This is a genomic window from Pseudomonas putida (genome assembly GCF_001636055.1).
Classification (GTDB): Bacteria; Pseudomonadota; Gammaproteobacteria; order Pseudomonadales; family Pseudomonadaceae; genus Aquipseudomonas; species Aquipseudomonas machongensis.
Genome location: NZ_CP011789.1, coordinates 3050092 through 3069920, shown reverse-complemented (window position 1 = coordinate 3069920; position 19829 = coordinate 3050092). Strand labels below are relative to the sequence as shown.

The following is a 19829-nucleotide window of genomic DNA, read 5'->3' as shown; positions in this document are numbered from 1 at the left end:
GGACATTGGCCCTCTTCCAGGCAAGGAAACCTACCGATGTACAACCTCCGCCCCGCCCTGCTCACCCTGGCCCTGGCGATGACCGCAACCCCGGCGCTGGCCGACGACCTGCAACGCCAGGTCGACGCCATCGTCCAGCCACTGATGCAGGCACAACGCATTCCCGGCATGGCCGTGGCGGTCTACGCCAATGGCCAGGCGCACTACTTCAGCTACGGCGTGGCCGACAAGGCCGACAATCGCCCCGTGACCCGCGACACGCTGTTCGAAGTCGGCTCGGTGAGCAAGACCTACACCGCGACCCTCGTCGCGCTGGCCAGCGCCCAAGGCAAGCTCGACCTCGATGCCCCGGCCAGCCGCTACCAACCGGCACTGGAAAAGTCCGCCCTGGGCTCGGCGAGCGTCCTGGAACTGGGCGCCTACAGTGCTGACTGCCTGCCCTTGCAGTTTCCCGACCAAGTGAGCAACGACGCGCAGGCGCTGGTGTTCCTCCAGCAGTGGCAACAGAAAACCGAGCGCGGCACCCGCCGTTGCTATTCCAATCCGAGCCTGGGACTGTTCGGTAACCTCGCGGCGCAGGCGCAGAAACGCCCGTTCGCCGAACTGATGCGCCAGGACCTGCTCCCAAGCCTGGGCCTGAAGCACACCTACCTGCAGGTCCCGGCAGCAGAGCGCAGCCACTACGCCCAGGGCTACGACGCCAATGAGCGCCCGATTCGCGTCAGCCCGGGGCCCTTCGCCGACGAAGCCTACGGCATCAAGACCAGCGCCACCGACATGCTCGCCTACCTGCGCGCGCAGCTCGACCCGCAGGGATTGTCGGCGGATATGGCCAAGGCGATCGCCATCACCCACGGCGGCTACTTCCAGGTGGGCGACATGACCCAGGGCCTGGGCTGGGAGCGCTACCCCTATCCGGTCGCACTCGACACTCTGGTCAAGGGCAATGGTGTGCAGATGATCCGTGAGGCACAGGCCACCAAGCGCTTGCACCCCGCGCAACCGGCCGGTCCGGCGTACTGGTACAACAAGACCGGCGCCACCACCGGGTTCGGCGCCTACGTCGCCTTTGTGCCTGCCAAGGGAATCGCGATCGCGCTGCTCGCCAATCGCAATTACCCTAACGATGAACGGGTTCGTGCGGCCCACGCGATCCTGTCTGCCGTGGCGCCTTGAGTGGCATGTCTTTCGAGGTGGTTGCGTAGAGGCTGGGAGGGTTCGCCGAAAGATTTTCAGCGCCTACGAGATCGAGCGCCGCCCGCGCGGCGCTTCGCGGGCAAGCCCGCTCCCACAGTTTGTTTCGGGCCAATGAATCCTGTGGCATTTTCGCTCGCCCCCTTTGGCGCACCGCGCGATATCGAGTCGTACACACCAGGCGGTCGCGCGCCTGTGGCACAGGCATAACTGGTCCGAAACAAATGTAGGGGCGGCGGTTCGGCGCTCCGACTTGCCCGCGAAGCGCCGCGCGGGCGGCGCTCGATCTCGTAGGCGCTGAAAATCTTTCGGCAGGCACCTACCAGCCCTCACACAATCGCGTGCGAACTCCTTGAAACGGATGACCTCAAGTACACGCTATTCCCCTGAAAAAGCAGGATTGTCCGACAAGATGTAGTGAGCAAAAATTTTCACTACAAAACCATTGACGCCCTTCCCCAGCCTTGTGCATGATGAGGCCGTCTCCCTGATCGGGAGCGGTGGCAAGGGTATTCCAGACGGCCTGCGCGGTAACGCAGGCCGTTCGTGGAGAGGGAAACTGTCCAAAAGGCAGCGTGAGAAAGCCCCTGTTGCGATGCTGCTGTAGCAGCCTTGGTAGAGCGCTACACCGCTGTGGCGCCAACTGTGAAAATCACCAACGAATGGGTAATGGGGGCTTTATGATGAACTTGAACAACAATCCTACGATCGACCAATTGGCCCAGCTGTTCGCCGCGCGCAAGGACAGCCTCGACGACCACCTGCTGTGGGTCAGCCAGACCGGCGAGGTCCGCCTCGACCGCCTGCCGGCCAACACCGTCGAAGACGAATCCGACCTGCATATGCCCGACAGCATGTGCGCCCGTTTCAAGGTCTACCGCCGTGGCCAGGGCTACGTCGGCAAGAAGGCCGCCGCTGACACTCAGTTCGTCGAACGCGTGCTCATGACCCTGCAACAAGAATGGCCCGCTGCCCGTGAGCAGCAGGCCGTCAAGGTGATCGACCCACTCAACTGAGTTGTACACCGCTACTTGAGCCCGGCCCGCAAGGCCGGGCTTTTTCATGCCTGGCGCGGTCTCCCGCAATGGGATCAATGAGGCATCAGGATGACTTCTTGGCTGGCACCCGTGGCGTGAAACGCCCTTTCTTGCTGCGCTGCAAATGGGCCGGCTGAAGCTGCTCGGATTCGTCGAGGGTCATGTTGGCAAAACCCAGGTGAAAGGCCGTCTGGCCGCAACGCACCTGGTTATTGATCGGGAATGCGTCGTTCAGGTCTTCGATATAGGACTCGCTCATGCCCTGTCTCCCTCCAAAGGCGTCCGCGTCGGCAAGCAACCTGCTTGCCCAGAGAAACACGGCCCGTAGAAATGAGACTAGTCGGTCATTTGCAGACCACTCGGACGAAAGTCCTTTGCCCGACCAATGGCACCTGGCCGCTATCTGAGGCGCACAGCCGTGCCGGTGGCGAACACCACGACCATTCCGCCCTGCACGGACGGCATGCTGATTTCGAAGTCCACCCCAACCACTGCATCGGCCTGCAAGCGACGTGCCCGCTCCAGCAGTTCCTCGGTGGCCTGCTCGCGCGCCTGGCGCAATGCGCTTTCCAGGGTTTGCGAGCGACCGCCGAAGAAGTCGCGCCAGCGTGCGAAGAAATCGCGCACGAAATTGACGCCCTGCACCGATTCGGCGCTGACCACGCCGAGGTACTCGGCGATCGGGCGACCTTCGAGCTGGCTGGTAGTGGAAATGATCATGGGCGCGGCTCCGTGGTTCTGGGAAACCCCAGATCCTAACAGAGCCTTGCGCTGAACAGCGCTAGTGCGCGCTGGCAGCTCGCAGGCGCTGGCTCAGGCGAGGCCCGAAGACATTGATCAGCAGCCCCAGCATCACCAGCAGCGCCCCCCAACCCTGCGCGGCGCTGAGGCGCTCGTCGAGCAGCCAGGCCGAGGAGCTCAGGCCGATCACCGGCACCAGCAGCGAAAATGGCGCGACCTTGCCGGCCGGGTGACGCGAGAGCAATGTGCTCCACAGGCTGTAGCCGAGCATGGTGGCGACCAACGCCAGGTAGAGCAGCGCCAGCACCGAACTCATGCCGATGTTGGCCAGCGCATGGCCGATGCGCTCCGGCCCCTCCAACCACCACGACAGCGCCAGGAACGGCAGCGGCGGAATCAACCCGCCCCAGATCACCAAGGCCACCAGATCCACCGAGCCAAAGCGACGGGTGATGATATTGCCCATGCCCCACATGGCACCGGCGCACAGGGTCAACAGCAGCGCCACAAATGGCACATGGCTGCTGTCTTCGCTGCCGATCACCGCAAGGCCGCCGGCCGCCACCAGCAACCCGAGCACGCTGGCCGGGCGCAAGCGCTCACCCAGAAACAGCGCCGCGAAACCCAGGGTGAAGAACGCCTGCGACTGCAGCACCAGCGAAGCCAGACCCGGGGGCATGCCGCTGTACATGGCCTGGAACAGGAAGGCGAACTGCCCCAGCGAGATGGTCGCGCCATAGGCAATCAGCCAACGCCAGGGCAGGTTCGGACGCTTGATGAAGAGGATTGCCGGAAACGCCACCAGCATGAAACGCAAGGCACCGAGCAGCATGGGCGGAAGGCCGTCGAGCCCGACCTTGATGACCACGAAGTTGACGCCCCAGGCAATGATCACCACCAGAGCGATCAGCAGGTCCTTGACTGGCATTCGGTGTTCCTTCTCTCAGGCTTTACTAGACATATTTCGTTACAGCATAAGGGTATTCCGTCGACAGCGACCAGCACAGTTGCGGCCCAGGGTTGCGCAACAGTCAGCTGTTTGCGCAAGGGTTGAGCGGTTTTGCAGCGGTCGTCTCGCGGCAAGTCGGAGCGCCTAATCGCTGCTTGTGTCCGGAAAGGTGCCGCGTAGCGGGTCCAGGATCTGTGCAGATACACAGAGTATCGGGCGCTTCTGCGCAGCCCTTTCGCGACATGAGGCCACTCCTGCAGGGCCGATTGCCGTCGAGGGCAAAGACTGAAGTTACCCCGGCAATCGATACCGCTCGGCAAAATACTGCCGGAAGAACTCCACCGCGACCCGCACCTTGGCCGATCCGGCCAGGGGCGCGGTGTACACCGCCCAGATGTCCGCCGCCTGCTGGTAATCCTCCAGTACCTGTACCAACCGGCCATCGATCAGGTTGTCGTGCACATCCCACCACGAGCGCAGCAGGATTCCGCGCCCATCCAGGCACCACTGGTGCGCCACCTCGCCATGGTTGCTCGACAGCGGCCCGGTCACCCGCACGCTTTCTTCGCCACTGGGCCCCTCCAGGTGCCACAGACCGAACGGATGATCGCGTTCCTTGATCACCAGGCAGTCGTGGCTGGCCAGCTCCGCCAAGGTGCGCGGTGTACCGTGCCGGGCCAGGTAGGCCGGCGCCGCGCAGAGCACCCGGCGATTGCGCGCCAGAGGCTTGGCAATCAGGTGCGGTGCGATGACGTTGCCCACGCGAATGTCCAGGTCGACACCTTCGGCGATCAGGTCCACCAGCCGATCGTGCACGTCCAGACGGATGTCCAGGCGCGGATAGCGCGCCGCTAGCTCCGACAGTGCTGGTGCCACGAAACGTCGCCCCAGCCCCAGGCTGCTGGCGATGCGCAGTTGCCCGGCAGGCTCGCGCTGGCCGGCGTTGAGATCGTCGTCCATGCCCTGGAGCGCATTGAAGATCTGTTGTGCCCACTGATAGACCCGTTCGCCCTCCTCGCTCACCGTCACCCGTCGCGTGGTGCGATGCAGCAGGCGTACGCCCAGGCTTTCTTCGAGCAGCCGGATACGCTTGCTGACGAACGCCGGCGACATGCCGCGCTCGTCCGCCACTGCAGCAAAGCTGGCACGACGGGCCACGTGCAGGAAGATATCGAGGTCGTCGAGGTTCGGCAGATTATTCACGATACGTACACTAAGAATAAATGAATGGATGGATTATCTCTGAATCGCCTCCTTATAGCATGAGCCACATCTGTTCCCACACACGAGATGCACGTCATGACCAAGACCTTCAAAATCGCCGCCATCCCGGGTGACGGCATCGGCAACGAAGTCCTCCCCGAAGGCATCCGCGTGGTCGAGGCCGCGGCACGCAAGCACGGCCTGGACCTGCAATTCGAGTTCTTCGAATGGGCCAGCTGCGACTACTACCTGGCCCACGGCAAGATGATGCCCGATGACTGGTTCGAACAGCTCAAGGGCTTCGATGCGCTGTTCTTCGGTGCCGTCGGCTGGCCAGACAAGGTTCCCGACCACATCTCGCTGTGGGGCTCGCTGCTCAAGTTCCGCCGCGACTTCGATCAGTACGTCAACATCCGCCCGGTGCGCCTGTTCCCTGGCGTGCCCTGCCCACTGGCCAACAAGCAGCCGGGTGATATCGACTTCGTGGTGATCCGCGAGAACACCGAGGGTGAGTACTCCTCGCTCGGCGGACGCATGTTCGAAGGCACCGATAACGAATTCGTGCTGCAGGAATCGGTGTTCACCCGCCGCGGCGTCGACCGCATCCTCAAGCACGCGTTCGAAGTCGCCCAGACCCGCGAGCGCAAGCACGTGACCTCGGCGACCAAGTCCAACGGCATGGCCGTGAGCATGCCCTACTGGGACGAGCGCACCACCGCAATGGCCGCGCACTACCCCGAGATCAGCTGGGACAAGCAGCACATCGACATTCTCTGCGCACGCTTCGTGCTGCAGCCAGAGCGTTTCGACGTGGTGGTGGCCTCCAACCTGTTTGGCGACATCCTCTCCGACCTGGGCCCGGCGTGCGCCGGCACCATCGGCATCGCGCCCTCGGCCAACCTCAACCCCGAACGCAAGTTCCCGTCGCTGTTCGAGCCGGTACATGGGTCGGCGCCAGACATCTACGGCAAGAACATCGCCAACCCGATCGCGATGATCTGGTCCGGCGCGCTGATGCTCGAGTTCCTCGGCAAGGACGGCGACGACGCGCGCTATCAGGCCGCTCACGACGACATCCTCAAGGCCATCGAGACCGTGATCGCCAACGGCGACACCACCCGCGACATGGGCGGCAGCCGTTCGACCCAGGAGGTCGGCAAGGCCATCGCCGAGCTGCTCGGCGCCTGACCAGCAGTATGGATATCCGTGAGAGCGGCAGGTCGCCGCTCTCATAGGGATTGAGCGGGCTCCGCGCGCTCACCAAACTGCACCAGCCTCGCTTTGACCACATCGCCACAAAACCCGCCATCAGGATTGTCCGACGATCCTCTTGCGGCCCTCGATAAATCCATGCACACTTTTCGTTAACCAATGGATTTGTGTTAATCAATGGTTAACAGAGTAAAAAGCCTCACCGATACGGACTTCCCCAACGCCTGACTCCTACTACAAGAAAAGCTCCAGGAGACAATTGATGTCCCCCGATAACAAAAAGATCGACGTGTTCCTGATTGCCATGAGCCTGCTTGCTGTACTGCTCACCGTGATCGGCCTCGCAGCCTTCCCTGTTCAGGCAGAAGGCATGGCCAACCAGCTGTTCGAACTGTCCACCCGTACCTTCGGCACCAGCGTTCAGGTGCTGGTGTTCGCCAGCACCCTCGCGGTGCTGTACATCGCCTTCAGCAAGTACGGCAACATCCGCCTGGGCAGTGGCAAACCCGAATATGCCACCACCACCTGGGTGTTCATGTTCATCTGCGCTGGCATGGGGTCCTCGACCCTGTACTGGGGCGTGATGGAATGGGCCTACTACTACCAGACACCCGGCCTGAACATCGCACCGATGTCCGCCCAGGCCCTGGAATACAGCGTCAGCTACTCGTTCTTCCACTGGGGCATCAGCGCCTGGTCGATCTACGCCTTGGCATCGCTGGCCCTGGCCTACCACTTCCACGTACGCAAGAAGACCGGCCTGAACCTGGCCTCGATCATCGAAGCGGTGACCGGCTTCAAGGCCACCGGCCCCGTTGGCCGCGCAGTGGACCTGATCTTCCTGCTGACCATGATGGGCGCGCTGACCGTGTCGCTGGCATTGACCGCCTCGACCCTGACCCGCGGCCTGTCGGACCTGGCCGGCACCCCCAACACTTTCACCGTGCAACTGCTGGTGATCGGCGCGGTGGCGCTGCTGTTCTCGCTCAGCTCCTACATCGGTATCGATGGCGGCCTGCAGCGCCTGTCGAAGATGGTCTGCATCGGCGCCCTGGTGTTCGCCGGCGTGGTGCTGCTGGTCGGCCCGACCCAGTTCACCATCAACAACACGGCCAACGCCGTCGGCCTGATGTTCCAGCACTACGTGCACATGAGCCTGTTCACCGACCCGGCCGGCGACGGCGCCTTCACCCGCAACTGGACAGTGTTCTATTGGCTGTGGTGGGTATCCTATGCCCCAGGCGTTGCCATGTTCGTCGCCCGTGTATCGCGCGGCCGGCAGATCAAGGAAGTGGTGTTCGCCCTGCTGATGGGCGGCAGCTTCGGTTGCTGGTTCTTCTTCGGCGCGCTGGAAAGCTACAGCATGCACCAGTTCATCAACGGTCAGATCGACGTGCCGAAGATGCTCAGTGAACTGGGCGGCGAAGCAGCGGTAACCGACCTGCTGCTGGCGTTGCCGTGGGGCACGCTGTTCCTGGCGGCATACCTGTTCATCATGGCCGTGTTCTGTGCCTCGCACATGGACGCCGCCGCCTATGCCGTGGCCGCGACCAGCACCCGCAACCTTCGTGAAGGCGATGATCCAAGCCCGACCCTGCGCCTGTTCTGGTGTGTAGTGCTGACCCTGGTACCGCTGGCCATGCTGTTCGCCAAGGCCTCGCTGTCGACCATGAAGACCGCAGTGGTCCTGACCGCGATACCGTTCATGGTGATCCTGCTGGTGAAGATCTACGGATTCTTCAAATGGCTTGCCGCGGACTACGGCGACATGCCGGCCTACCGCATCGAGGAAGAAGCGGCACGCCTGGCCGGTGAGCAAGCGCCCGCGAAAGCACCGCGCAGCGCGGCGACGGTTCACTGATCGCCGGTGAGTATGTGGTGAGTGGGCGGGCCCTTCGCGGGCAAGCCCGCTCCTACGAAGATGCTCGACACGGGATCGAAAATTTTTTTGCCCTGATTGTTAACTGACAGATACGCGTTAACCAAAATAAAACCGAGAGACAGCCATGAACGATTTCAAACGCCTGCCCGCCGACTTCTGCACCAACCCTGAAGAGGCCTATACCCTCCCGGCCAACTTCTATACCAAGGCCTCGGTGTTCGAGCACGAAAAGGAAGCGATCTTTGCCCGCAGCTGGATCTGTGTCGGCCACGGTAGCGAGGTTGCCGAGAAGAATGCCTACATCACCCGCGAAGTGATCGGCGAAAGCATCATCGTCGTGCGCGGCCGCGACGATGTACTGCGCGCCTTCTATAACGTCTGCCCGCACCGCGGCCATCAGTTGCTCGAAGGCAGCGGCAAGGCCAAGAACGTCATCACCTGCCCCTACCACGCCTGGACCTTCAAGCTCGACGGCGAACTGGCCCATGCGCGCAACTGCGAGAACGTGGTCAACTTCGACAAGCAGAACTCCACCCTGGTGCAGCTGCGCGTTGAAGAGTACGCAGGCTTCATCTTCATCAACATGGACAACGATGCAGGCTCCGTCGAAGACCAGCTTCCAGGCCTGCAGCAGCGCATGCGCGCGGCCTGCCCGGTGATCGACGACCTGCACCTGGCTGCGCGCTTCGTCAGCGACACCCCGGCCAACTGGAAATCCATCGTCGACAACTACCTGGAGTGCTACCACTGCGCCCCGGCCCATCCTGGTTTCTCCGCGTCGGTCGACGTCGGCCAGTACAGCCATAGCCTGCACGGCAACTGGACCCTGCAGTACGGGGTGGCGACACCTTCGGAGCAGTCGTTCACGTTCGACGAATCGGTCAAGGATCCGTCCTTCGCCGGCTTCTGGGCCTGGCCGTGCACCATGTTCAACGTACCGCCAGGGGCCGACTTCATGACCGTGATCTACGAGTTCCCGGTCGATGCCGAAACCACCCTGCAACACTACGACATCTACTTCCTCAACAAGGACATCAGCGAAGAGCAGCAAAAACTCATCGACTGGTACCGCGAAGTGTTCCGCCCAGAAGACTTGCGCCTGGTGGAAAGCGTGCAGAAGGGCCTGAAGTCCCGCGGCTACCGTGGCCAGGGCCGGATCATGGTCGACCAGCAGCGCAGCGGGGTCAGCGAGCACGGTATTGCCCACTTCCACAACCTGATCGCCGTCGCCCACCTGGACGACTGATTTCCCTGAAGTTCGTCCCGCGCCAGGGCCTGGCGCGGGGCTTTGCTGTCGAGGTACGCCATGGCCAAGCAATACGAGATGTTCAAGGTAAAGGTCACCGGCGTGGAGCAAGCCACCCCGCTGATCAAGCGCTTCACCCTGGCCCGCGCCGACGGCGCCGCCCTGCCGGCCTTCACCGGTGGCAGCCACGTCATCGTGCAGATGCAAGGTGCCGACGGGCGCCAGTTCAGCAATGCCTACTCACTGATGAGCGATCCGCGCGAACTGTCCAGCTACCAGATCGGCGTGCGCCTCGAGGAGCAGTCCAAGGGCGGCTCGGCGTTCATGCATCACCAGGTGGAGGTGGGCAGCGAGCTGACCATCTCCAGCCCCAACAACCTGTTCGCCCTGGAGCCGGAGGCCGGTCGCCATGTGTTGATCGCCGGCGGCATCGGCATTACCCCGTTCCTGGCGCAGCTGCACGAACTCGAAGGCGGCGCGACGCCCTATGAATTGCACTACGCCTTCCGCGCCCCCGAGCACGGCGCCTTCCAGGCCGACCTGGAAAATGGCCCGCATGCGCACAGCACACGGTTCTACATCGACAGCCTCGAGCGCAAGCTTGACCTGGCCGCCCTCTGCGCCAACCTGCCCGATGATGCGCACCTTTATGTCTGCGGCCCCAAGCCGCTGATCGACGCAGTGATCGCCAGTGCCGCAGCGGCCGGGATCGCCGAGTCACGCGTGCACCGGGAGCAGTTCGCCGCTGCCGTCCCTGCCGCCGGCAGCGCTTTCACCGTGGTGCTGGCGCGCTCGGGCACCGAACTTGAAGTCGAGCAAGGCATGACCATCCTCCAGGCCATCGAGAAGTCCAAGGCGGCCAAGGTCGAGTGCCTGTGCCGCGAAGGTGTGTGCGGCACCTGCGAGACGGCCATTCTCGAAGGCGAAGCCGAACATTTCGACCAGTACCTGAGCGATGAGGAAAAAGCCTCGCAGCAGACCATGATGCTGTGCGTGTCGCGCGCGCGCAGCGCACGGCTGGTGCTGGACCTGTAAGGTACGCCACCCGGCAGCTCGGCACCGCGGCCTCGCCCGCGGTGCAGTACCATGTAGACGTCCTTCCAGCGTCGACATGCTCATGACCCATCCCGCCAGCTTCCCGGATACCCCCCACGTCTGCCACGACCTGCCGCGTCGGGTGCTGTTCCTCGCCTACCCGCAAATGGGCCTGCTTGACCTGACGGGCGCACAGACCGTGTTCTGGGCGGCGAGCAAGGCCCGCAACGAACGAGGGCTGCCAGGTTATGAAGTGCGTACGGCAAGTCTTGGCGGCGGGCTGATCACCACAGCCGAGGGCCTGGCGGTGGCCAGCGAATGCCTGCAAGTCCTGCTCGATCAGGCCCTGGATACGCTGGTGGTGCCCGGTGCTCCGCAGATGATCGGGCTGCTGCCTGACCAGGGCGAGTTGATCGAAGCTCTGCGACACGCCAGCCACAAGGCACGACGCACGGCATCGGTGTGCAGCGGCACCTTCCTGCTTGCCGCGGCCGGTTTACTGCAGGGGCGTCGTGCCGCCACCCACTGGGCGATGTGCGACGACCTGCAGCGGCTGTTCCCTGAGGTACAGGTCGATGCCGAGTCGATCTTCGTCAAACAGGAGCATTTGTGGACCTCGGCCGGCGTCAGCGCCGGCATCGACCTGGCACTGGCCTTGGTCGAGGCCGACTGTGGCCGGGAGGTCGCCATGCAGGTGGCACGGGAACTGGTGGTGTTCCTCAAGCGGCCCGGCGGCCAGACCCAGTTCAGCCAACTGCTCAAGGTCCAGGGTGAAGACAGCGCCGCCTTCGAAGCCTTGCACCTATGGATCAACGACAACCTGGGCGACCCGCGCCTGAGCGTGGAGCGCTTGGCGGACCAGGCGAACATGAGCCTGCGCAACTTCACCCGGGTGTACAAGCAAAAGACCGGTCGCACCCCGGCCAAGACCCTCGAGCTGTTTCGCGTGGAAGCCGCGCGCCGCCTGCTGGAGTCCTCCGCGCAGCGTATCGAGCAGATCGCCCGCCTGTGCGGCTTCGGTAACGAAGAACGCCTGCGCCTGGCTTTTCAGCGCCACCTGCAGGTCAGCCCACGCGACTATCGCGCCCGTTTCGCCCGTAGCGTGCCACTGGCCGAAATCCAGGGATCTTTGACCTAGGGCCACCCCGGCAGCGCACGTAGCATCGCCGTGACAGATCGAGCCTTGCGGCTACGCCTGTCGGGCCACGGCCGTGCGACGCCAGCAAGCCTCATCATCGACTTCGGCCAGTCAGGCGAACCGCACTGCGCCGCCAGCCGTTCGAGCGACCCTTCCTGCGTCATCGCATGCCATGCCCGTTTCCGACAACACCCATAATTTGCGGTATCCGGAATTTTCCAGGAGCACAACGATGAAACAGATCCTGATCCTCGGCGCAGGCTTTGCCGGCCTCTGGAGCGCCCTGGGCGCTGCGCGCCAGCTCGACCTGCACGGACGCGACGACGTCCAGATCACGGTGCTCGCACCACAGGCCGAGCTGCACATCCGCCCACGCTTCTACGAGCCTGACGTTCACCAGATGGCTGCACCGTTGCAGGCGCTGTTTGACGCAGTAAACGTGCGCTTCGTACAAGGTACGGCCCACCACATCGACGAAGCAGGCCAGCGCGTCGGCTATCGCAGCGCAGATGGCAGCGAGGCGACCCTGGCCTACGACCGGCTGATCATGGCGTGCGGCAGCATCCTCAATCGTCCGGCGCTTGCGGGTATCGAGCGGGTATTCGATGTCGACAAGATCGACAGCGCCACACGCCTGGAAGAGCATCTCAAGTCGTTGCCTGCCCAACCCGATACACCGGCGCGCAATACCGTGGTGGTTGCCGGCGGCGGCTTTACCGGTATAGAGACGGCCACTGAACTCCCCGCACGGCTGCGCAAGATCCTCGGCGACCCGGTCAAGCATCGTGTGGTGGTGGTCGATCGCGGTGCACGGATCGGTGCTGCGCTGGGCGACGGCATCAGCCCGGCGATCGTCCAGGCATCGCAAGCGTTGGGCGTGGAGTGGATCTGCGGCGCATCAGTAACCGCAGTGGACGCCGCCGGCGTCACGCTGGACAACGGGCAGCGCATCGATGCCAATACCGTGATCTGGACCGTCGGCTTCGTGGCCAACCCACTTACCGCACAGGTCAGCGGCGAGCACGACCGTCAGGGCCGTCTGCACGTGGACGGCACCCTCAAGGTCAAGGGCAATGCGGCGGTCTACGCGGCAGGTGACGTCGCCTATGCCGCCTGCGACGAGGTGGGCAATTTCGCGGTGATGTCGTGCCAGCACGCCATCCCGCTGGGTCGCTACGCCGGCAACAACGCCGCCGCCGAGTTGATCGGCGTGGCGCCGATGACCTACAGCCAGCCCAAGTACGTGACCTGCCTGGACCTCGGTGCGTGGGGCGCGGTGTACACCGAAGGCTGGGACCGCAAGGTCAGCCCGCCGGAAGACAAGCACGAGGCCAAGGCACTCAAGAGCCAGATCAACAGCATCTGGATCTACCCACCAGCGGCCGAACGCGCGGCCGCCCTAGCCGCAGCCGACCCCTTGATCACCGTGGCCTGATGCAGACCGCTGCGCGTCTGCAAGCCCCTGGCAGCCGCGCAGCGGTTATAACCCCTGCGCAATACTTCACTTCCCTTGACCACTTCTCCTGCCCTAGTCTTGACCCAACGCACCCTGATCGCATCAGGCGATCGCAATGGGATCGAAGACCATCAGGAGATTTCATCGGATGAGCAACAGCCCCTACGTCCCACCGAAGGTCTGGAAGAACGACGCCGCAGCCGGCGGCCAGTTCGCCAGCATCAACCGCCCGATCGCCGGCCCCACCCACGACAAGGACCTGCCCGTCGGCAAGCATCCCCTGCAACTCTATTCGCTGGCCACGCCCAACGGCGTCAAGGTTACGATCCTGCTCGAAGAGCTGCTGGCCCTGGGGCACAGCGGCGCTGAATACGACGCCTGGCTGATCCGCATTGGTGAGGGCGACCAGTTCTCCAGCGGCTTCGTCGAGGTCAATCCGAACTCCAAGATACCGGCCCTGCTCGACCGCAGCGTCGAGCCGCCGGTGCGGGTGTTCGAGTCCGGTTCGATCCTGCTGTACCTGGCGGAAAAGTTCGGTGCCTTCCTGCCGAAAGACCCAGCCGCTCGCGTCGAAAGCCTGAACTGGCTGTTCTGGCAGATGGGCTCGGCGCCTTACCTGGGCGGTGGTTTCGGCCACTTCTACGTGTATGCGCCGGAAAAGATCGAGTACGCCATCAACCGCTTCACCATGGAAGCCAAGCGTCAGCTCGACGTGCTTGAGCGACGCCTTGCGGTGAGCCGTTACCTGGGTGGCAACGAGTACAGCATCGCCGACATCGCCGTATGGCCGTGGTATGGGCAGCTGGTGCGTGGCAACCTGTACGGCGCGGCCGAATTCCTGGCGGTGGACGAATATCCGCACGTACAGCGCTGGGCCGAAGAAATCGCCCAGCGCCCGGCCGTGCAGCGCGGCACCCGGGTCAACCGCACCTGGGGTGACGAGCAAAGCCAGGTGCCGGAGCGGCACTCGGCGGCAGACCTGCGGTAACGGCTCTACCCGCGAAACCGGCCATCGTGATGGCCTTTTCGCGGGTAAACCCGCTCCCACAGGTACGCGTCAACGCACCAGGTGCAGGAAGTGCAGGTGCCGTTCGAAGTGATCGAGAATGTCGCCGATCACTTCGTCCTTCGACCAACCCATCACATCGTGGTCCTGCCCGCCCTCACGCAAGTGCACTTCGGCACGGAAGTACTTGCGCTCCTCCCCGGCGGCATCGCTCAGGACGAAGCTGGGCATGGCATAGGCGCGTGGGCGAATCTCGTAGACGAACACCTCATCGCTCGGCCCGACCTTGAGCGTCACTCGGCCAGCCTCGCCTTCCTCGACACTGCATTCATAACCCTGGCGACGCCACTCCTCGGCCACCGATTGGCAGGCCGGCAGCGCTACGTCAGCGATGAAGCGCTGCACATGTGAACGACGCGGGAACATCGCCAGGGTGCGCAGACGTCGCTGCCAGTTGCCCGCAGCACGCGAAGCGGTTGGCGAGATCGCCAGCGCCTGGTAGCGCAGGTCACGCTTGGTGGCGTCGAGCTTGAGCGCCTTGAGCAGCCCGCGCATGCTCAGCAGCAACGCCAGGGTAAACGGCAGCGCACTGGCGATGGTCGCGGTCTGCAGCGCCTTGAGGCCGTCGGCCAGCAGCAGTGCGATGGCGACGATACCCATGCTTGAGGCCCAGAAGATCCTCTGGCGGATCGGTGTGCCTTCCTTGCCGCCGGAGGCCAGCATGTCCACCACCATCGCGCCGGTATCGGCCGAGGTGACGAAGAACACCACCACCATGATCACCGCCAGGGTGCTGATGATGCTGGCGAAGGGGAAATGCTCGAGGAAGGCGAACAGCGCCAGCGACGTATCCTGCTCCACCGCCGCGGCCAGGTCGGTCAACCCCTCGTCAAGGATCATGTGGATCGCTGTGTTGCCGAACACCGTCATCCACAGCAGGGTGAACGCAGTCGGCACCAGCAGCACCCCGGTCACGAATTCACGGATGGTGCGCCCGCGCGAGATGCGCGCGATGAACAGCCCGACAAAAGGCGACCAGGCCAGCCACCAGCCCCAGTAGAACAGGGTCCAGCCGCCGATCCAGTCGGTGGGCTGATAGGCGTAGAGGTTGAGCGTGCGACTGACGATCTCGCTCAGGTAGCCACCCGTGTTCTGTACGAAGGTCTGCAGGATCAGCACGGTCGGCCCTAGCAGCATCACCATCAGCAACAGCAGCACCGCCAGGCCCAGATTTAGCTCGGACAACCGCCGAATGCCCTTGTCCAGCCCGGACATCACCGACAACGTGGCCAGGAACGTAGTACCGATGATCAGCGCGATCTGCACCGGAATGGATACCGGCACACCAAACAGGGCATTGAGCCCGGTGTTGATCTGCGACACGCCAAAGCCCAGCGAAGTGGCGACGCCGAACACCGTGCCGATGATCGCAAAGATGTCGACCGCGTGCCCCAGTGGCCCGTGGATGCGCTCGCCGATCAGCGGGTAGAGTGCCGAACGCAGGGTCAGCGGCAAGCCATGGCGATAGCTGAAATAGGCCAGGATCAACGCGACGATGGCGTAGATCGCCCAGGCATGGAGCCCCCAGTGGAAGAAGGTGATACGCATTGCCTCGCCCGCCGCCAGCACCGTGCCGCCCTCACCCAGCGGTGGCTTGAGGAAGTGCATCACAGGCTCCGCGACACCGAAGAACATCAGGCCGATGCCCATGCCTGCGGAGAACAGCATGGCGAACCAGGTGGCATTGTTGTAGTCGGGGGTGCTGTGGTCGGGGCCGAGCTTGATATCGCCGTAGCGACTGATGCCCAGAAACACCACAGTGCCGAGAATCAGCGCCACACCGAGAATGTAGAACCAGCTGACATTGACGATGATCCAGCCCTGGATATGTGCGAACAACGCCTGTGCATGGGCCTGGAACACGCTGGCGTACAGCACCAGAATCAGCAGCAGGACCGAGGAAATCCAGAAAACCGGTGGGTTGATGGTGGGCTTGCGAGGTTGCTCGGGCGGACTTGCCATGTACGGGTAATCTCCATCAGGGCGCTTCATGCGCACGGTTAGCTACGACAAACGGTAGACGCTGATGGTTTTGCTCGTCGTGACATATCGGATGTTTCTGAATTTTTCAAAGCGCTCCCCTCCTGAACACACGCCCTCCTGCCCGCACATGCCGTGCTGCAAACAGGTTTTTCCCTGGTGCAAACCTGCGCCCGCGCAGGGCTTCTTGTACACTCGCCTGCATAAAATCCACCTGTACATTTTGGTGACAGCATGATCGAGGTAACCGAGGTTTCCATTGCCGAGCTGCGCAACGCGCTCGAGTCCGGCCGCACGACGGCGGTCGAACTGATCAAGGCCTACCTGGCCCGTATCGACGCCTATGATGGAGCCGACACCGCCACCGCGCTGAACGCCGTCGTGGTGCGCAACCCCGAAGCGCTCAGGGAGGCCGAGGCCTCCGACGCCCGCCGCGCCGCCGGCACCACGCTTGGCCCGCTGGACGGCATCCCCTACACCGCCAAGGATAGCTACCTGGTCAAGGGCCTGACCGCCGCCTCCGGCAGCCCGGCGTTCGAGCATCTGGTCGCCCAGCGCGACGCGTTCACCGTCGAGCGCCTGCGCGCTGCAGGCGCGATCTGCCTGGGCAAGACCAACATGCCGCCCATGGCCAACGGCGGCATGCAGCGCGGCGTCTACGGCCGCGCCGAAAGCCCGTACAACGCGGCCTACCTCACCGCCCCCTTCGCCTCTGGCTCCTCCAACGGCGCCGGTACCGCCACGGCGGCCAGCTACAGCGCCTTCGGCCTGGCCGAGGAAACCTGGTCGAGCGGTCGCGGGCCGGCGTCGAACAACGGCCTGTGCGCCTACACCCCATCGCGTGGGGTGATCTCGGTGCGCGGCAACTGGCCGCTCACGCCAACCATGGATGTGGTCGTGCCTTACGCACGGACCATGGCCGATCTGCTGGAAATTCTCGACGTGGTGGTGGCCGACGACGCCGACACCCGTGGCGACCTTTGGCGCATGCAACCCTGGGTGCCAATCCCGGCAGCCTCGAGCGTGCGCCCCGCCAGTTACCTCGACCTGGCCGTCGGCGCCGGCGCGCTCAAAGGCAAGCGCTTTGCCGTACCGCGCATGTACATCAATGCCGACGCCGAGGCCGGCACTTCGGAAAAACCCGGCATTGGTGGCCCGACCGGCCAGCGCATCAACACCCGCGCCAGCGTCATCGACCTCTGGGAGCAGGCCCGCAAAGCGCTGGAGGCGGCAGGCGCCGAAGTGGTCGAAACCGACTTCCCGTTGGTCTCCAACTGCGAGGGTGATCGTCCGGGTGCGCCGACCGTGTACAACCGCGGTATCGTCAGCAAGGAATTCCTGCATGACGAGCTGTGGGAATTGTCCGGCTGGGCGTTCGACGATTTCCTGCGCGCCAACAACGACCCCAAGCTGAACCGCCTGGCTGACGTCGACGGGCCGAAGATCTTCCCGCACGATCCGGGCACCCTGCCCAACCGCGAAGACGACCTGGCGGCCGGCATGGACGAATACGTCAACATGGCCAAGCGTGGCCTCAAGTCCTGGGACCAGATCGCTACCGTCCCGGACGGCCTGCGCGGCCTGGAGCAAACGCGCAAGATGGACCTGGAAGACTGGATGGACGAGCACAAGCTGGACGCGGTGCTGTTCCCCACCGTCGCCGATGTCGGCCCGGCCGATGCCGATATCAACCCAGTCTCGGCAGACATCGCCTGGAGCAACGGGATCTGGGTCGCCAATGGCAACCTGGCAATCCGTCATCTGGGTGTGCCGACAGTGACCGTACCGATGGGCGTGATGGCCGACATCGGCATGCCAGTAGGCCTGACCTTCGCTGGCCGGGCCTATGACGACAATGCTTTGCTGCGCTTTGCTGCAGGTTTTGAAGCCACCGGCTCGCGGCGGGTGATTCCACCGCGCACCCCACCACTGAGCTGAAGTTCAAGCGCAATCCACACTCGCCAGATTCAACTATTTGTGTAAAATTCAACACAATTAAGAATCTGGCGATTTCCCATGCCCGCACTCCCCCTTCAGCAAGAACGCCATCTCACCCTCACCGTCCTCAAGGCTGCGCTCCAGGCCTTGGGCAGCGTTGCGCCGCGCAACCTGGAAATCCTCCTGCACGACCTCGACAATCCCGAGCACTCGGTGATCGCCATCGTCAACGGCCATCTTTCGGGCCGTCGAGTGGGCAGCCCGATCCTGGCCGCACCGGAACAGGACCAAGGCTTCAAGGCACTGATGCACGCCGGCCGTACTCAGGACGGCTGCGAGCCGGTGGTGCTGCCGGACTACCCCACAACCCTCAAGGGGCGCACGCTGCGCAGTGCCACGGCAATCTTTCGCGACAGCGGTGGCCACCCGTTCGCCAGCCTGTGCGTGAACACCGACATCACCGGCCTCGATGCCGCCATGACCTTTCTCCAGCACTTTCAGCCACTCGGTGCCCTCCCGGACACACACCCGCCCCGTGAGGCGGCCGACATGACGCTGCTGATGAGCGAAATCATCCAGGACTCGCTGCAGCGCTCAGGCCGAGGGCGGATGAACAAGCAAGCCAAGGTCGAGGCCGTACGAGTGATGCAGGAGCGCGGCCTGTTCATCGTCAAAGGTGGCGTGGAGAAGGCTGCCGACGCTCTGGGCGTGACCCGCTACACCATCTACAACTACCTGGAGCAGCTGCGCGGCGACGCCACGCCGGCTGCCCGCGAACGCTGAATGCGGAGCCCGCCATGACCTTGCATATCCAGACCCCTTTGATCGAATCCCGCCCGCTGTCAGTGGCCGCCGGCCGTACCCTGTGGCTCAAGCTCGAGGCCCTGCAGCCCTCTGGCTCGTTCAAGCTGCGCGGCGTAGGCCATGCCTGCGAAGTGCACCATGCGCGTGGCGCCCGGCACTTCGTGTCGTCTTCCGGAGGCAACGCCGGCCTCGCCGTGGCCTATGCTGGGCGCAGGCTCGGCGTGCCGGTAACCGTGGTGGTGCCGGAAACCACCAGCACGCGCGCCATCGAACTGCTGAAACTCGAAGACGCCCAGGTCGTGGTCAAAGGCAGCTCGTGGCAAGAAGCCAACCAGCATGCGCAAGGCTTGCTGGGCCCGGGTGATGCATTCATCCACCCGTTCGACGACCCGCTGCTGTGGACCGGACATGCCAGCATGATCGACGAAGTCGCCCAGGCCGGACTCAAACCCGATGCAGTGGTGTTGTCGGTAGGGGGCGGCGGACTGCTCAGCGGCGTGGTCGAGGGGCTCAAGCGCAATGGCTGGCACGACGTGCCTGTGCTGGCGGTGGAAACCGACGGTGCCGCATCACTGCACGCCGCCATCGCTGCGGGCCATCCGGTGGAACTGCCGGCCATCACTTCGGTGGCCACCTCGCTGGGCGCCAAGCGTGTGGCGGACCAGGCGCTGGCCTGCGCACAAAACCACCCACTGCACAGCGAGCGAGTAACCGACCATGCGGCGCTCCAGGCCTGCGAGCGCTTCCTGCACGATCACCGAATACTGGTAGAACCTGCCTGCGGCGCAGCGCTGGCCCTGGCCTACGCACCCGAGCGCCTGGCGCAGTACAGCAACGTGCTGATGATCGTCTGCGGTGGCGCGACTGCCACGCTGGAGCAGATTCGCGACTGGCTTGCAGCCTAGCGGCCAGTGCTCGCGAAACAAGGCCACTCCTGCAAAACCTGCA

17 protein-coding genes are annotated in these 19829 nt (G+C 63.8%); 12 read left to right on the top strand and 5 right to left on the bottom strand.

Annotated elements, in window-relative coordinates:
- The first annotated feature begins 36 nt into the window (after positions 1-36).
- Both ampC and AB688_RS13590 read left to right on the top strand, forming a co-directional pair.
- Positions 37-1176, top strand: coding sequence for a class C beta-lactamase (gene ampC, locus AB688_RS13595; RefSeq protein WP_063544740.1), 1140 nt, complete (start codon positions 37-39; stop codon positions 1174-1176).
- Positions 1177-1874: 698 nt separating this feature from the next.
- A complete protein-coding gene (locus tag AB688_RS13590) occupies positions 1875-2210 on the top strand; it encodes a hypothetical protein (RefSeq protein WP_054893774.1) in 336 nt (111 codons plus the stop codon).
- 85 nt (positions 2211-2295) lie between these two features.
- Here AB688_RS13590 and AB688_RS13585 read toward each other — a convergent pair whose 3' ends face one another.
- The 4 genes from AB688_RS13585 to AB688_RS13570 form a co-directional block, all read right to left on the bottom strand.
- A complete protein-coding gene (locus AB688_RS13585; protein WP_054893773.1) occupies positions 2296-2490 on the bottom strand; it encodes a hypothetical protein in 195 nt (64 codons plus the stop codon).
- Positions 2491-2630: 140 nt separating this feature from the next.
- Entirely contained in the window at positions 2631-2951 is a 321-nt protein-coding gene (locus AB688_RS13580) for a YbjQ family protein (protein ID WP_063544738.1), read from the bottom strand.
- A 61-nt stretch (positions 2952-3012) separates the two neighbouring features.
- On the bottom strand, positions 3013-3900 hold the full coding sequence (locus AB688_RS13575) for an EamA family transporter (protein WP_054893771.1): 888 nt from the start codon (positions 3898-3900) through the stop codon (positions 3013-3015).
- Positions 3901-4212: 312 nt separating this feature from the next.
- The gene (locus AB688_RS13570) at positions 4213-5124 is read right to left on the bottom strand and encodes a LysR substrate-binding domain-containing protein (protein ID WP_063544736.1); all 912 of its coding nucleotides are present in this window, start codon (positions 5122-5124) and stop codon (positions 4213-4215) included.
- A 96-nt stretch (positions 5125-5220) separates the two neighbouring features.
- On the opposite strand from AB688_RS13570, the gene AB688_RS13565 reads away from it, so the two are divergent.
- The 7 genes from AB688_RS13565 to yghU all read left to right on the top strand — a co-directional run bounded on the left by AB688_RS13565 (position 5221) and on the right by yghU (position 14081).
- Positions 5221-6312, top strand: coding sequence for a tartrate dehydrogenase (locus tag AB688_RS13565; protein WP_063544734.1), 1092 nt, complete (start codon positions 5221-5223; stop codon positions 6310-6312).
- Between the two features lie 286 nt (positions 6313-6598).
- A complete protein-coding gene (locus AB688_RS13560) occupies positions 6599-8197 on the top strand; it encodes a BCCT family transporter (RefSeq protein WP_063544732.1) in 1599 nt (532 codons plus the stop codon).
- 145 nt (positions 8198-8342) lie between these two features.
- Positions 8343-9464: an aromatic ring-hydroxylating oxygenase subunit alpha gene (locus tag AB688_RS13555; protein WP_063544730.1), complete on the top strand. Its 1122-nt coding sequence runs from the start codon at positions 8343-8345 to the stop codon at positions 9462-9464.
- Positions 9465-9524: 60 nt separating this feature from the next.
- Entirely contained in the window at positions 9525-10499 is a 975-nt protein-coding gene (locus AB688_RS13550; RefSeq protein ID WP_063544728.1) for a PDR/VanB family oxidoreductase, read from the top strand.
- An 82-nt stretch (positions 10500-10581) separates the two neighbouring features.
- A complete protein-coding gene (locus AB688_RS13545) occupies positions 10582-11637 on the top strand; it encodes a GlxA family transcriptional regulator (RefSeq protein ID WP_063544726.1) in 1056 nt (351 codons plus the stop codon).
- A gap of 232 nt (positions 11638-11869) precedes the next feature.
- Positions 11870-13072 carry an NAD(P)/FAD-dependent oxidoreductase gene (locus AB688_RS13540; protein ID WP_063544724.1) on the top strand — a complete coding sequence of 401 codons (1203 nt, stop codon included), beginning with the start codon at positions 11870-11872 and terminating at the stop codon, positions 13070-13072.
- 169 nt (positions 13073-13241) lie between these two features.
- Positions 13242-14081 (top strand): glutathione-dependent disulfide-bond oxidoreductase, encoded by an 840-nt coding sequence (yghU, locus tag AB688_RS13535; RefSeq protein ID WP_063544722.1) that lies wholly within the window; start codon positions 13242-13244, stop codon positions 14079-14081.
- A gap of 69 nt (positions 14082-14150) precedes the next feature.
- Here the strand turns inward: yghU and AB688_RS13530 are convergent, their stop codons facing one another.
- Complete coding sequence (locus AB688_RS13530; RefSeq protein WP_063544720.1) at positions 14151-16121, bottom strand: BCCT family transporter; 1971 nt, start codon at positions 16119-16121, stop codon at positions 14151-14153.
- Positions 16122-16373: 252 nt separating this feature from the next.
- Here AB688_RS13530 and AB688_RS13525 point away from each other — a divergent pair, with 252 nt between their 5' ends.
- The 3 genes from AB688_RS13525 to AB688_RS13515 all read left to right on the top strand — a co-directional run bounded on the left by AB688_RS13525 (position 16374) and on the right by AB688_RS13515 (position 19786).
- Positions 16374-18077, top strand: a complete 1704-nt coding sequence (locus AB688_RS13525) for an amidase (protein WP_063544718.1) — start codon at positions 16374-16376, stop codon at positions 18075-18077.
- Between the two features lie 78 nt (positions 18078-18155).
- The gene (locus AB688_RS13520) at positions 18156-18860 is read left to right on the top strand and encodes a helix-turn-helix transcriptional regulator (protein WP_063544716.1); all 705 of its coding nucleotides are present in this window, start codon (positions 18156-18158) and stop codon (positions 18858-18860) included.
- 14 nt (positions 18861-18874) lie between these two features.
- Positions 18875-19786 carry a pyridoxal-phosphate dependent enzyme gene (locus tag AB688_RS13515; RefSeq protein ID WP_063544714.1) on the top strand — a complete coding sequence of 304 codons (912 nt, stop codon included), beginning with the start codon at positions 18875-18877 and terminating at the stop codon, positions 19784-19786.
- The last annotated feature ends 43 nt before the right edge of the window (positions 19787-19829 follow it).